The organism is Tabrizicola sp., from assembly GCF_034366665.1.
Classification (GTDB): Bacteria; Pseudomonadota; Alphaproteobacteria; order Rhodobacterales; family Rhodobacteraceae; genus Tabrizicola.
In genome coordinates this window covers 1-14217 of sequence record NZ_JAXMMF010000087.1, presented here as the reverse complement: position 1 = coordinate 14217, position 14217 = coordinate 1, and the positions used below count along the sequence as shown (strand labels likewise).

The 14217-nt window shown below is 66.3% G+C and carries 12 protein-coding genes, 2 tRNA genes and 1 pseudogene; 8 read left to right on the top strand and 7 right to left on the bottom strand.

What is annotated here, in order from left to right; genetic code table 11:
- Positions 1-22: 22 nt before the first annotated feature.
- The 5 genes from U1E69_RS11880 (at position 23) to U1E69_RS11860 (ending at position 4862) form a co-directional block, all read left to right on the top strand.
- Positions 23-109: transfer RNA gene (locus U1E69_RS11880), tRNA-Leu, on the top strand.
- 288 nt (positions 110-397) lie between these two features.
- Positions 398-1498 (top strand): ABC transporter ATP-binding protein, encoded by a 1101-nt coding sequence (locus U1E69_RS11875; protein WP_322244584.1) that lies wholly within the window; start codon positions 398-400, stop codon positions 1496-1498.
- Between the two features lie 54 nt (positions 1499-1552).
- Positions 1553-2623 carry an ABC transporter substrate-binding protein gene (locus U1E69_RS11870; protein ID WP_322244583.1) on the top strand — a complete coding sequence of 357 codons (1071 nt, stop codon included), beginning with the start codon at positions 1553-1555 and terminating at the stop codon, positions 2621-2623.
- Between the two features lie 57 nt (positions 2624-2680).
- Positions 2681-3919, top strand: a complete 1239-nt coding sequence (locus U1E69_RS11865; RefSeq protein WP_416200282.1) for an ABC transporter permease — start codon at positions 2681-2683, stop codon at positions 3917-3919.
- Positions 3920-3923: 4 nt separating this feature from the next.
- A complete protein-coding gene (locus tag U1E69_RS11860) occupies positions 3924-4862 on the top strand; it encodes an ABC transporter permease (protein WP_322244581.1) in 939 nt (312 codons plus the stop codon).
- Positions 4863-4924: 62 nt separating this feature from the next.
- Here U1E69_RS11860 and U1E69_RS11855 read toward each other — a convergent pair whose 3' ends face one another.
- The 4 genes from U1E69_RS11855 to U1E69_RS11840 form a co-directional block, all read right to left on the bottom strand.
- The gene (locus U1E69_RS11855; RefSeq protein WP_322244580.1) at positions 4925-5863 is read right to left on the bottom strand and encodes an AEC family transporter; all 939 of its coding nucleotides are present in this window, start codon (positions 5861-5863) and stop codon (positions 4925-4927) included.
- Positions 5864-5938: 75 nt separating this feature from the next.
- Complete coding sequence (locus tag U1E69_RS11850) at positions 5939-6742, bottom strand: MBL fold metallo-hydrolase (RefSeq protein WP_322244579.1); 804 nt, start codon at positions 6740-6742, stop codon at positions 5939-5941.
- The gene (locus tag U1E69_RS11845; protein ID WP_322244578.1) at positions 6742-7548 is read right to left on the bottom strand and encodes a TatD family hydrolase; all 807 of its coding nucleotides are present in this window, start codon (positions 7546-7548) and stop codon (positions 6742-6744) included. Before U1E69_RS11845 ends, U1E69_RS11850 begins: the two co-directional genes overlap by 1 nt.
- Positions 7549-7553: 5 nt before the next feature.
- Complete coding sequence (locus U1E69_RS11840) at positions 7554-8684, bottom strand: DNA polymerase III subunit delta' (protein WP_322244577.1); 1131 nt, start codon at positions 8682-8684, stop codon at positions 7554-7556.
- Positions 8685-8984: 300 nt separating this feature from the next.
- On the opposite strand from U1E69_RS11840, the gene U1E69_RS11835 reads away from it, so the two are divergent.
- Complete coding sequence (locus U1E69_RS11835) at positions 8985-9419, top strand: VOC family protein (RefSeq protein WP_322244576.1); 435 nt, start codon at positions 8985-8987, stop codon at positions 9417-9419.
- A gap of 52 nt (positions 9420-9471) precedes the next feature.
- Positions 9472-9567, top strand: a pseudogene (locus U1E69_RS11830) (IS5/IS1182 family transposase); the annotation flags it as partial.
- A gap of 563 nt (positions 9568-10130) precedes the next feature.
- Here U1E69_RS11830 and tmk read toward each other — a convergent pair.
- From tmk to U1E69_RS22615, 3 genes are read right to left on the bottom strand one after another with little or no spacing between them, the layout of a single operon-like run.
- Entirely contained in the window at positions 10131-10772 is a 642-nt protein-coding gene (gene tmk, locus U1E69_RS11825) for a dTMP kinase (RefSeq protein ID WP_322244575.1), read from the bottom strand.
- Positions 10773-11927: a D-alanyl-D-alanine carboxypeptidase family protein gene (locus U1E69_RS11820; RefSeq protein WP_322244574.1), complete on the bottom strand. Its 1155-nt coding sequence runs from the start codon at positions 11925-11927 to the stop codon at positions 10773-10775.
- Positions 11928-11937: 10 nt separating this feature from the next.
- A complete protein-coding gene (locus U1E69_RS22615; protein ID WP_416200281.1) occupies positions 11938-13083 on the bottom strand; it encodes an SPOR domain-containing protein in 1146 nt (381 codons plus the stop codon).
- Positions 13084-13400: 317 nt separating this feature from the next.
- Between U1E69_RS22615 and U1E69_RS11805 the strand changes: the two genes are divergently transcribed.
- Positions 13401-13490 (top strand) — tRNA-Ser (locus tag U1E69_RS11805).
- Positions 13491-14217: the final 727 nt, after the last annotated feature.

Sequence of the window (14217 nt, the reverse complement as noted above, 5' to 3'; positions counted from 1 at the left end):
GGCGTCCAAGACCAGACCCCGTGCGGATGTGGCGGAATTGGTAGACGCGCAGCGTTGAGGTCGCTGTTCCTTAACCGGAGTGAAAGTTCGAGTCTTTTCATCCGCACCAGGGTCGGTCGGGACAAGCCAAAGGGCGCGGGGGAAACCTTCGCGCCCTTCGCATTTCCGGGCCGTGCCCTGCCGGAATGCCTCCTTTTCTTGCGCAGATCGCAGGCAGATCGACCGCTCTGGCACCCGAAACTGACCGTTTTTCCCGCAGGGGCGCAAAGGGACCCAAAGCCGTCGCATAACGGCCCTTTCGCGCAGAAAAAGTGCGTTGCATTGAAGGGGCGCATTCGGTTTAGTCGAATCAAGCAGAAGAGACGCCCAAGGCGTCCAGCACATCAGGGAGACACGGGTGACGCTTGAGCCCCGCAACGACGCCTTCGTCGCGTTTGAGCACGTCCAGAAAAGCTATGATGGCGTCACGCTGGTCGTGAAGGACCTGAACCTGACCATCGCCAAGGGCGAGTTTCTGACCATGCTCGGGCCGTCCGGGTCGGGCAAGACCACCTGCCTGATGATGCTGGCCGGGTTCGAGACCGCAACCAACGGCGAGATCCGGCTGGACGGCACGCCGATCAACCAGGTGCCGCCGCACAAGCGCGGGATCGGGATGGTGTTCCAGAACTATGCGCTGTTCCCGCACATGACGGTGGGCGAGAACCTGTCCTTCCCGCTGGAAGTCCGCGGCATGGGCAAGTCCGAGCGCGAGGCGAAGATCGCCCGCGCGCTGGACATGGTGCAGATGGGCGCGTTCACCGCCCGCCGCCCGGCCCAGCTGTCCGGTGGCCAGCAGCAGCGCATCGCACTGGCGCGGGCGCTGGTTTTCGACCCCAAGCTTGTGCTGATGGACGAACCCCTGGGGGCGCTGGACAAGCAGCTGCGCGAACACATGCAGTTCGAGATCAAGCACCTGCACGAATCCTTGGGGATCACCGTGGTCTATGTGACCCACGACCAGGGCGAGGCGCTGACCATGTCGGACCGCGTCGCGGTGTTCAACGACGGCAAGATCCAGCAGCTGGCCCCGCCCTCGGACCTTTACGAACGCCCCGACAACAGCTTTGTCGCGCAGTTCATCGGCGAGAACAACAAGCTGCCCGGCACGCTGGAGGAACTGAACGGCGACAAGGCGCTGGTGCGACTTGCGACTGGAGAGCTGATCGACGCCACCCCGGTGAACGTGAAGGAAAAGGGCCAGAAGACCCTGGTCTCGATCCGGCCCGAACGGGTGGAATTCAAGCCCGAGATGATGCCCCCCGGCGTTCACACGCTGGATGCCGAAGTGGTCGAGATGATCTACATGGGCGACATCCTGCGCGCCGTGCTGAAGGTCGCGGGGACCGACGACTTCGTGATGAAGATGCGCAATACCCTGGGGCAGACCAAGCTGGTCCCGGGTCAGAAGATCAAGGTGGGCTGGCATCCTCAGGATGCCCGCGCGCTGGACCCTTGATACCCGGCCGGAGTTTCGGCCACGACTGATAACCAACAAAACAGGGAGACCCGAATGAAGAAGACTCTCATCCTCTCCACCGCCCTTGTGGGCTTCTCCGCCGCGGCGCACGCCGACGTGACGGTGATGTCCTGGGGCGGCTCTTACGGGGCGGCACAGACCGAAGGCCACCTGAAGCCTTTCACCGCCGCGACCGGCATCGCCACCATGATGGTCGACAGCGAAAACCCCGCCACGCCGATCAAGGCGATGGTCGAGGCGAACAACGTCACCGTCGACGTGGCCAGCCTTGAATATGCCGACGCGATCCGTCTGTGCGACGAAGGCGTGCTCGAGCCGATCGACATCGCCATCCTGCCGCCCGGCTCGGACGGCACCCCGGCGGCCGATGACTTCCTGGCCGGCGCGGTCACCGATTGCGGCGTCTCGACCGACATCTGGGCGACCGTCTTCGCCTATGACACGACGAAGTTCCCCGAAGGCCCGACCACTGCCGCCGATTTCTTCGACCTGGAGAAGTTCCCCGGCAAGCGCGGGTTGCGCAAGGGCGCGAAAGCCGTTCTGGAATTCGCCCTGATGGCGGACGGCGTTCCGGCTGGCGAAGTCTACACCGTGCTCGGCACTCCGGAAGGCATCGACCGTGCCTTCGCGAAACTGGACACCATCAAGTCGGAAGTCGTCTGGTGGGAAGCCGGTGCCCAGGCGCCGCAGATCCTTGCTGACGGCGAAGTCGTGATGACCACCGCCTACAACGGCCGGATCTTCAGCGCCCAGATCGCGGAATCGAAGCCCTTCCAGATCGTCTGGGATGGTCAGATCTACGAAAACGAAATGTACGTGATCCCGAAGGGCGCTCCGAACATGGAAGAGGCGAAGCAGTTCATCGCCTATGCCACCTCGACCGAAGGCCTGCGCCAGCAGGCGCAGTGGATCAGCTACGGCCCGGCACGCAAGTCGGCCCTGCTTGAACCGCTGATCTTCAACGACGGCAAGACCGAGATGGCGACGCATCTGCCGACCCATCCCGACAACATGAAGAATGCGCTGGAATCGAACTGGGAGTTCTGGGTTGACCGGGACGCCGAGCTGAACGAGCGCTTCAACGCCTGGCTTGCTGCCGGCTGATGACCCCTTGGCGCGGGGGGATCACCTCCCGCGCCGCCTTTCCTGACCGAGATGAGCATGGCCGAACTTCTGACCACCGCCGATGGACGCCCGCTGGCCGAGGCGCTTGCCCAGGCCCAGGCCAAGGCGCGCCGCCGGGCGTTTCTGCTGGTCGTGCCGCTGTTGCTGTTCGTCCTGGTCAGCTTCGTGCTGCCGATCGGCCAGATGCTGCACCGGTCGATCTACCATGACGGATTTTCCGCCAACGCCCCCGCGATTGCGGCCTGGTTTGCGGCGAACCCCGCAGGCACCGAGCCGGACGAGGCGGCCTTCGCCGCCCTGGCCGAGGATTTCCGCGGCATGCAGGCCAACCGCACTGCCGGCGAGGCCGGGACACGGGTGAACTATGTCCTGCCCGAGACACGGTCGCTTTTCACCAAGACGGCGCGGAACGCGGACGAGCTTGCCCCGCCTTTCCGCGACGCCTTCCTGGCTGTCGACGCGCGCTGGGGCGAGGCGGATGTCTGGGGCGCGATGCGTGGTGCTGCCAGCCCCTACACCACCGACTTCTACATGGCCGCCACCGACTTCGAGCGCGGTTCGGACGGCAACCTGGTCCGCGTGGACGAAAACCGGCAGATCTATGTCTACCTCTTCTTCAAGACCTTCCTGTTGTCGGGTCTCATTACACTGATCTGCCTCCTGATCGGCTTTCCGGTCGCGCATCTCTTGGCGACGCTGCCGATGGCCAAGGCCAACCTTCTGATGATCCTGGTCCTGTTGCCGTTCTGGACCTCGCTTCTGGTGCGCACCACGAGCTGGATGGCACTTCTGCAGGGCGAGGGCGTGATCAACGATCTTCTCGTCTGGATTGGCGCGCTGACCGAAGACGGGCGGCTGCGGATGATCAACAACCAGACCGGCACGATCATCGTGATGACGCATATCCTGCTGCCGTTCATGATCCTGCCGCTGTATTCGGTGATGCGGGTGATCCCGCCCAGCTATGCCCGCGCGGCGCGGTCGTTGGGGGCCACGTCCTGGACGACGTTCCGGCGGATCTACCTGCCGCAGACCCTGCCGGGGATCGGCGCGGGCTCGCTTCTCGTCTTCATCCTGGCCGTGGGCTACTACATCACGCCTGCGCTGGTCGGTGGGGCGGACGGACAGCTTTTCTCGAACATGATCGCCTTCCACATGGACAATTCAAACTGGTCGATGGCTGCGGCCCTGTCCGCCATGCTGCTGGTCGGTGTCCTGATCCTGTACTGGCTTTATGACCGGCTGGTCGGCATCGACCGCCTGAAACTGGGGTGACCTGATGGCGCTGCCGACCTATGCCGACCCGCTGGAGCGCCTGTGGCACCGCACCTACCAGGTGATCTGTGCGCTGGTCTTCATCTTCCTGATCGCGCCGATCCTGATCGTCATTCCGCTGTCGTTCAACGTCGAGCCCTACTTCAGTTTCACCGAGAAGATGGTGCAGCTGGACCCCACGGGCTATTCGGCGCGCTGGTACGACATGCTGCTGACCTTCGGGATGCAGGCACCGGATGTGCCGCGGGATGGCAGCTGGTTTGCCGACATGTGGGAAAACTCCACCTGGGTGAACGCCGCGAAGAACTCGGTCATCATCGGCTTCTGGGCGACGATCCTGGCCACGGTGCTGGGGACGCTGGCCGCCCTGGGCCTGTCGCGGCCCGAGATGCCCTATCGCCGCACGATCATGGCGATCCTGATCAGCCCGATGATCGTTCCGATCATCATCATCGCCACAGGGATGTTCTTCTTCTACTCGAACCCCTGCGGCATCATCGGGCTGGAGTGCGGGCGGCTGACCTCGACCTATCTGGGCGTGATCCTGGCGCATACCATCCTGGGCATCCCCTTTGTCATCATCACCGTGACGGCGACGCTGTCGGGCTTTGACCAGTCTCTGATCCGCGCCGCGCAGTCGCTGGGGGCCAATCCGCGGACGGTGTTCTTCAAGGTGGTGATGCCGCTGATCCTGCCGGGCGTCATCTCGGGCGCGCTTTTCGCCTTTGTCACCTCGTTCGACGAGGTGGTGGCGGTCCTGTTCATCGCGGGCCCCGACCAGCAGACGATCCCGCGACAGATGTGGAACGGCATCCGCGAACAGATCAGCCCGGCGATCCTGGCGGTGGCGACGATCCTGGTGGTGATCTCGATCGCGCTTCTGACCACGGTCGAGCTCTTGCGGCGGCGGTCGGACCGGCTGCGCGGCGTGACGGGGCGCTAAGGGACGGCTCCTCGTGCGACTTCGTCTTCTCGTCGCGGGGTGTAGCGGCGGCCTTGCGGCAGTCAGGGCAGGATGTGCAGCCAGGCCCAGGCCGTGACGATGGACGCGGCGGTCGCGACCAGCACGCTTGAGGCGTTGACCCGTTTGCCGACCCCGTACATGTGGGCGAACATGTAGGCGTTGACGCCGGGCGCCATCGCCGCGGTCACCACAGCGGACCGCAGTGCCGCGGTGTCCAGATGGAAGACCTGGGTGCCAAGGCCCCAGGTGATTGCGGGATGCAGCAGCAGCGAGGCGGCGGTGACCATCAGGACCGGGCCGATGTCACCCTCGATCCGGTAGCGGACCAGGACGCCGCCCAGCCCGAACAGCGCGACCGGGATTGCCGCACGGGCGATCATGTCGACGCCTGACCAGAAGAAACCGGGCAGCGGATTTCCGGCCAGGTTCACCGCGAACCCCAGAAGGATGCCGATCACCAATGATTGCGACAGGATCGCGCGGGTGATCTGGCGGGTCAGCGCGACCCCCGACATCCCGGCCCCCCGGCTGCGCGCCCATTCCATCAGCGCGATGCCGAAGCCGTACAGCATGGGCGCGTGCAGCGAGATGATGGCGTAGTTGCCTTGCAAGGCCTCGGTCCCGTAGGCGCGCTCGGTGATGGCCAGGCCAAGGAGAAGCGAGTTCGAGAAGAGCCCGGCGAAGCCGATGCTGACGGCGTCGGGCATGGCGCGGCGGAAGACCAGCATCGCCCCGAAGAAGCAGGCGAAGAAGCCGGCGAAGGCTCCGACGTAGAAGCTGGTCATCAGGCCAATATCGTAGGCCGCAGAAAGGTCGAGATGCGCGATGGAGCGGAAAAGAAGGCAGGGCACCGCGAAGTTCTGCGCGAAGCGCATCAACCCGTCGATGGCGGGTTCGGCCAGGAGGCCCGCCCTGACGACGGCATAGCCGAATCCGATGACCAGGAAGACCGGGAGGATGACGTCGAGGAGGGCGCTCATGGCGGGCGGCGGACCGGGGGTTTCACACCCCCGGACCCCCGTGGGATATTTCTACCAGTATGAAAGCCCTTGGGGTCAGGGCTGGTTGTCGTAGGTGATCGTCATCCCGTCGAAGGCGGGGCTGATGTGGGGCGGAAGTTCAGCTTTCAGGATCTCGTAGTCCAGGTCGATGTGCATGTTGGTGATCACTGCACGGGCTGGTTCGGCGCGGGCGATCCAGCCGAGGGTCATGTCAAGATGGGCATGGGTCGGGTGCGGCTTGCGGCGGAGTGCGTCGACGATCCAGCAGTCCAGGCCCTCCAGCACCGGCCAGCTTTCGGCGGGGATGTCGACGGCGTCGGGCAGGTAGGCGAGGGGGCCGATGCGGAAGCCGAGCGCGTCCATGCTGCCGTGGTCGGCGCGGAACGGGGTCAGGGTCACCGGGCCTCCGGCACCCGCGACCGAGACGGGGCCGTCGATGGTGTGGAGATCGAGGATGGGCGGGTAGGGTGAGCCTTCGGGTTGGACGAAGGCATAGCCGAAGCGGGACAGGAGCGCCTCTTGCGTCGGGCCGTCGGCCCAGACCGGAAGGCGCTGGCCCTGGTTGAAGACCAGCTGCCGCAGATCGTCGATGCCGTGCATGTGGTCGGCGTGGCTGTGGGTGTAGACGACCCCGTCCAGCGCGCCGATGTTCGCATCCAGCAGCTGATCCCGCATGTCGGGCGAGGTGTCGATCAGGACGCGCGTCGTGCCCTCGGCCGTCTCACGGGTGATCAGCATGGAACAGCGGCGGCGCCGGTTCTTCGGGTTTGCGGGGTCGCAGTCGCCCCAGATGCCGCCAAGGCGGGGGACCCCGCCCGACGAGCCGCAGCCAAGGATGGTGAAGGTCAGTTTCGCCATCACGCCGCCTTTGCCGTGCGGGCGGCGCGGGGGAAGAGGCGGTCGAAGTTCGCGGTCGTCTGGGCGGCGAAAGCCTCCAGGCTCAGGCCGAAGACCGGGGCGAGGGCGCGGGCGGTGTGGGCCACATAGGCCGGTTCGTTCCGCTTGCCGCGGAAGGGCGGCGGGGCAAGGTAGGGGCTGTCGGTTTCCAGGATCAGCCGGTCAATCGGCGCGCGTGCGAAGATGTCGCGCAGGTCCTGTGACCTGGGGAAGGCGGCGATGCCGGAGATCGAGAGGGTGAACCCCATGTCCAGCGCGGCCTGGGCCAGGCGGGGGCCGGAGGAAAAGCAGTGCATGACGCAGGTGTAGGGCTTCGCGGCCATGCCTTCGGCGAGGATCGTTTCCATGTCCTGATCGGCGTCGCGGGAGTGGATGATCAGCGGCAGCCCGGTTTCCTGCGCGGCCTCGATATGGATGCGCAGGCTGGTCTGCTGGATGGCCTTCGAATCTGCCGTGTAGTGGTAGTCGAGCCCGGTCTCGCCGATGCCGACGAAGCGGGGATGCCGGGAAAGGGCGACCAGATCCTCGACCGAGGTCAGGGGTTCTTCGGCGGCGCTCATCGGATGGGTGCCGGCGGCGTAGAAGACCTCGGCATGCGCCTCGGCCAGGGCGCGGACCTTGGGTTCGTTCTTCAGGCGGGTGCAGATCGTGACCATCCGGTTCACCCCTGCCGCGCGGGCACGGGCAATGATCGCCTCGGTTTCCTGGATCAGGTCCGGGAAGTCGAGGTGACAGTGGCTGTCGACCAGGTCGAGTTCGGATGTCATTCGGGCTACCTCTGGGCGAGGCTTCCCGCCGTCTCGTCGACCTTCAGGAGGATATCCATCAGAAGCGCGGCAGGGTCAAGGTTCACCGCCTTGCCCCGCCGGGCCCGGGCCGAAAGGGTCTGGGCAAGCTCGGCCCAGGCGCGGGCGGCCTGGGCGTGCGGGGCGAGGCGGGCCAGCAGCGGGGCTTCGTTCGGGGCGGCCTCGGGCGGGGTCTGTCCGGTCGCGCCGAAACGGGCAAGGCGGGCCAGGAAAAGGTCGATGAGGGTGACGATCAGGTCGAAGGTCTCGGCAGCACCGCGTGCAGCGGCGAGATCGGCCAGGGCCAGGGCCTGGGGGCGGTCAAGGCGCGGCAGGGTGGCAAAGAGGCGGGTGAGGGCGCTGTAGAGTTTCAGCCCGTCGAGGTTGGTCAGCCGGAACGCCTCGCCCACCGAGCCGCCGGAGAGTTCGGCGAGCGCGCTGCGGTCTTCGGGGGCGACGTCGCCTCCGGCCTGGGTCAAGGCGTCGGCAAGGCCCTGGGGGGGCAGTGGGGTCAGGCGCAGCTCGCGGCAGCGCGAGCGGATCGTGGGCAGAAGCCGCGCGGGCTGGTGGGCGATCAGAAAGAGGGTGACGTTGGCCGGGGGCTCTTCGAGCAGTTTCAGAAGGGCGTTCGCGGCGGCGGGGTTCATCTCGTCGACCGCGTCGATGATCGCGGTGCGGCGGCCCCCATCGGCGGCAGAGAGGGCGAAGAAAGACTTCATCTTCCGCACCTCGTCGACCGAGATGACCTGGCTGAGCGCGGTCTCCTTGTCGTTCGGGGCGCGGCGGAGGAGGAAGTGCCGCGGCTCGGCCAGCTGGAGCAGGCGGCGGGCGACGGGGTGGCTGTCGGGCACGTCAAGGCTGTCGGGCGGCGGGGCTGCGAACATCCCGCCGTCGTCGTCCGGCGTGGCCAGCAGGAACCGGGCCAGGCGCCAGGCAAGGGTGGCCTTGCCGACGCCTTTCGGGCCGGTCAGCATCCAGGCGTGGTGGAGGCGGCCGGAGGTGAAGGCGCGCAGGAACTCGGTTTCCTGCGCGGCATGGCCGACCAGAACCCGCGTCTCGCGCGGGTGGGGGGCGCCTTCCAGGCGGTCGGGTTCGGGCAGAGGGTCGGTCGCGGCCATGCGACGGAGATTGCATGGCGACGGGGGGAAGGGGAAGGGGGTCTGTGGGCAGCCCGCGCGTGGACGGGGTTTCCAGCGTAAGGAAATCAACGAGTTGGTCGTGGGCGTTTACTTTGCCTTCGGCGTATCCGGCGGAGTGGTGAGCCGAGCCTGCCGACGCCCGGAACGAACGCTGTGCCGCGGTTGACCTGGGGTGGGCCAGGGCGGCATGTTGGCGGCAAGCGGACGGAACATGGTGCGAATGGCTCGGGATAGGTTCTGCGGCGGCCCTCGGGGCATCCCCACGTGTTGGAGGACATCATGCAGCCAAGACTGTCGCTGATCACGCTGGGCGTCGCGGACCTTGACCGCTCGGTCGCGTTTTACCGGGATGGCCTGGGTCTGCCGACCGAGGGGATCGTCGGGCGTGAATTCGCGCATGGTGCGGTGGCGTTCTTTCCGCTGGCGGGCGGCGTGACGCTGGCACTTTGGGCGCAGGCCGATCTGGCCCACGACACGGGTCTGCCGGTGCAGCCTGTCAGTCCGACAGCCTTTGCCCTTGCGCACAACGTCCATCACCGGGAGGAGGTCGACGCCGTCATCTCCGCGGCCCGGAAGGCGGGGGCCAAGGTCGTGAAACTGCCGCAGGACACGTTCTACGGCGGCTATGCCGGGTATTTCCAGGACCCGGACGGGCATCTGTGGGAGGTGGCCTGGAACCCGGCGATGCTGCCGGACCAGGTTCCGAACGCATAACCGGGATTCCCGTTGCACTTGGGCTGCGGTTCCCTTTCGGCAGGAAGTGGACATGGCGCGTGCTGATCTTTCGGACTTCGACCAGGGGCTGCTCCAGCTGCTGTTGCCGAACAAGCCGCGAGGTGTGGCGCGGGTGAAGGATCGGCGGCAACGCGTTGGTCGACCCACGCGGTCTGCACGTCGCGATCACACTCTCGCCCAGACAGGGATCGGTCTAGGCGGCGTCGGACTTGGCGGCGTCGACTTGGCGGCGTCGGACTTGGTGTGTCGGACTAGGTGCAGGTGGCAGGTCTGCCTGGCTTGCACCCGGGTCCGGGCGATGCGGGGGCGGATCGGGGCTATGACGCCCGCGCCCTTGTGGACCTGATCGAGGCAGGCGCTGGCACATCGCCCCCCCCGTGACCGGAAGGTGCAGCGCTCTGTCGATCCCGTCCTTTAGCGACCGTGCAACCTCGTCGAATGCTTCCTCAACACGCTCAAACACTTCCGCAAAGTCGTGACGCGATACGAAAAATCATCCCGAAACTGCATGGCTGTCGTGCTCATCGCGTCTTCCCACCTGTGAATGCGCCAACATCAGTCCGCATCCCTAGCGAGGAAGGTGGGCGAGTCGCCCACCCTACGGGGGGTGCACGGCGAAATCGGCCCGAAGAGGTTTGCGGCCCAGGCGCAGGCGTAGGGTGGGCGATATCGCCCACCTTGCGGTTCAGTTTAGCTGGGCAGTTGGGGCAATCCGACGACAAGATGCGGTGCGACCACCTGCCAGACACGGTCGGCCACTGTGTCGGGGGGCGCATCGGCGTCGATCACGCGGAAACGGTCTTGCCGCGCTGCAAGGGCCAGGAAGCCCGCGCGGGCCATTTCCTGGAAGGCGAGGCCCATATCCTCGAACCGCAACTCGGTTCCGGCGCGGGCGGTGGCGCGCGCAAGGCCCTTGGCTGGGTCAAGGTCGAAGAGGAGGGTCAGGTCCGGCTCGACCCCGATCATCAGGGCGTGCAGCCGGTCGACCGTGTCGCTCAGGTCGCCCCGGGTGATGCCCTGGAAGATGCGAGTGCTGTCGGCGAAGCGGTCGGTGATCACGATCTCGCCCCGGGCCAGGGCGGGGCGGATGGTCTTTTCCAGATGGTCGCGGCGGGCGGCGGTGAAGAGGAGGATCTCGGTCTCGGGCGACCAGCGGTCGGTGGCGCCTTCCAGGACGAGGCGGCGGATTTCCTCGGCCCCCGCACTGCCGCCTGGCTCGCGGGTCAGAGTGACGCTGTGGCCCCGGACCCGCAGGGTGTCGGCCAGAAGGCGGGCCTGCGTGGACTTGCCCGAGCCGTCGATGCCTTCGAACGAGAGGAAGAGGCCAGCCATTCAGCTGGCCGGCGTCCCGATGTAGCGGGCGTAAAGCGTCCCTGCGGCCGTGGTCAGCCGCTTCATGAACCCGGCCGATGCGACGTCGGCCTCGGCGACCAGCGGCACGCGGCGGTCGGGCAGGTCGGGGGCGTGGACGATCAGCTCGGCAACCGGAGTGCCCTTGGCGACCGGCGCGACCAGGGGGCCGTTGTAGACCACTTCGGCGGTCACGCTGTCCTGCACCAGCGCGGGCACCAGAAGGCGCACGTCTTCTGCCGGAACGAGGCCCACGGTTGCGGCCGCACCCATGTGCACTTCGGCCTCGGCGACGCGGGTTCCGGCCTTGGCCACGGTCTTTTCCGAGAATTGCCGGAAGGCCCAGGCGACGATGCGTTCGGATTCCTCGGCGCGCGCCTCTTCCGAGGCAAGGCCGGTGATCACGAAGATGATCCGCCGGTCGCCCTGCTTGGCGCTGCCGACCAGGCCATAGCCCGCCTCCTGCGTATGCCCGGTCTTCAGCCCGTCCGCCCCCACGCCAAGTTCCAGCAGCGGGTTGCGGTTGCGGGCATTGGCCGGCGCGCGGTCCTTGTAGTTGAACTCGGTCTCGGCGAAGATCGGGTAGTATTCCGGGAAATCCTCGATCAGATGCTGGGCCAGGATGCCCAGGTCGCGCATCGACATGCGGTGGTCGGGGTCCGGCCAGCCCGAGGCGTTTGCGAAGGTCGAGTGCATCATCCCCAGCGCCTTGGCGCGTTCGGTCATCTGGGCCGAGAAGGCCTCTTCGGTGCCGGCCAGCCCTTCGGCGACCACGACGCAGGCATCGTTGCCCGAGTTGACGATCATGCCGTGGATCAGTTCGTTCACCGTGGGCCGGTCGCTTTCCTGCAGGAACATGGTCGATCCACCCATTGCCGTGGCGCGGGAGGAGACGGCGAATTCGGTCTCCATCGTCACGCGGCCGTCGCGCAGCGCCTCGAACAGCATGTTGATGGTCATGATCTTCGACATCGAGGCCGGGGGCAGCGACTGGTCGGCGTTCTTGTCCATCAGCACAGTGCCAGTGGTCATGTCATAGACCCAGGCGGCGGTGGCCGCCGTCTCGAAGGCGCGGGCGGGCAGGGCTGCCAGCGCAAGGGCGACAACGGTCAGGACAAGACGCAGGCGGTTCAGCATGGGCGAGCCTTTATTTCAGGTAGTAGGCGTCGGCGAAACCGGCGTCCTTGATCTTCTTCAGCATGACGTCATCGCCCATCACGACGACGCCCCAGACGACCTTGCCGTTGGTGTCGGACTTCTGGGGCGTCGCGGTGACACCGATCTTGGCCAGTGCCTCGGCGGCGCGCTTGGCGTTGTCTTCCTTGGAAAACGACGCAACCTGTATTGGCCGCGCCGGACCGCTGGCGGCGGGGGCTTCGACGGCAGGTGCGGCGGCCCGGGCCGGGGCAGGGGTCTCGCCCACGGTCTTGCGCGCGGCGGGCGCCGGTTCGGCAACGTCGGCGCTGCGCGCGTCAAGGGGAGCGGATTCGATCGGGGCAAGGGCTGCGGCTGCCGCCTCGGGAGAGGTCGTCGGGGCCTCGCCCTCGCCCTCGACCACCGCGGTTCCGGCAGCGGCTGCCGCGGCCGCAGCCTTGGCCTCGGCGGCGGCGCGGCGTTTGGCTTCGCGCGCGGCCTTTGCCTCGGCGCGGCGTTCCTTCCACGTCTTTTTCTTCGGCACGGCGTCGGGCGCGATGGCTTCGGCCCCTGCGACGGCGGCTGCAGCGACCGCTTCACCCGAAAGGTCGGCAGAGCCTTCGGCGGGGGCCGCTTCGGTGGACCCGGACTCGACTGCGTCCAGGGCTGCCGAGGCGATGGCGGCGGCTTCGGCGCCGTCTCCGGCGGGGGCTGCGGCGGGATCTGAGGCCGTTGCGACGGCTGCCTCTGCGGCGGGGGCGGCTTCCTTCACCTCTTCCTTGCGCAGCGCGGTCACCCGGATCTGCGTCGGCTGGCCGGCCAGGATGCCAAGCGCCTCGGCCGCATCAGAGGACAGTTGCAGGCGGGGGCCGGGGTTCTCGCGTTCGCGCTTGAACAATGCGCCGGTGACCGTCTTTCCAGTCGCCGGGTTGAAGATCGCCACCCGTTCCGGATTGTCCGCGTCGGGTGCCGCCACCCAGATCCCGCCCAGCGAGGGACGCCCGTCCCAAAGCGCGCTGTCGCTGGCCTGGTAGACCTCGGGCGCCTCGATATCGCGGGCACCGGTCGCCGCCCTGGTCGGAGCCGAAACCTGCGACCCGTCCCCGCCGGTCTGACCGCCACCTTCCACGCAGCCGATCAGCAACCCGGTTGCCGCCAAGCCGAAAACAACCTTACGGAGTCCCACTCGTGCCATGTTCCGCCCTCAAAGTCGCACGGTCTGAAGCGCCGTGCTTGTCGCCGTGCCTTTCGACGATCCTGTCCGTGGTATTGGAACGTTGCCCGGAGGGATTGTCCCCCTCCACCCCACGTATGTCCGCCTGCCTTTTGCCACAACATACAGGGTTGCGGTGACCTAGGGAAGGGCGGAAGCTTGCACTTCGCCTCACGATCAGCGGAATTCGCCTGTGAGCGCCTTTCAGAATCGATCCGCCCCGCGTATTCGGACCGACGGGACCCGGCCAAGCCGGTCCGAACGGAAGTGTGGCCGAGTGGTTTAAGGCTCTGGTCTTGAAAACCAGCGTGGGGGGAACCCCACCGTGGGTTCGAATCCCACCGCTTCCGCCACATTGTGACGTGTTTTCCTCAGCATGCGAGACGTGCTTCCCCCTAGAGACTCGAAATCACAGGCGAAGTAGCTGACCAAAATTGCGGGTGTCTCTGTTTGGCATTTGGCGCGATGCGGTTTTCGGGTGCAGCGTTAGGCGCTGCCGTTAACTTTTGGCCCATTGTAGCCTGAGGCGCCGCCTCTTGATCCAACTATGCTGCTGTTTCCAAGCTAAAATCTTAAAGCACTGCTCTCGAGCAAGTGGCGGCGTCATCCGAGACGTGGACGTGCTGCATCCCTGAGACTCTTGGCGCCGCGACGACGGTCAAAGGGCGTGCGACACGTCGTTTGACCTGGATTTAGACACAGGCCTGGATTGGTGTGTGTTGCCTCACACTTCCGACACCACTTCCCGGGATCAAAGCCCGCCGACAGTCTGCCGCTGCTGATCTTAGTCTGCTGGCAACTGTCGCCGTTTGACCCAATGAGATGAGGGCGACCGGCTGGCGGCCGGCGGCGTTCTGATCGAGAACGTCCGGAGCGAGGAAAGCAAGGCCAATCATCTGCTGGATGCGGCTTCTGTCCGTCCTCCAACGTGCTCTAGAGGGTTGACTGGGCCACCTTCACGCGAGGGGGCAGGGACCCTGCGCCCAGCCGGTGATCGGGTTCAGCTGTGAGATTCACTAAAAGTGTCCGGGAACTTCGCAGCGTCGCTCACGGCTGAGAGGTTGGCCCGGTAAACCTCAT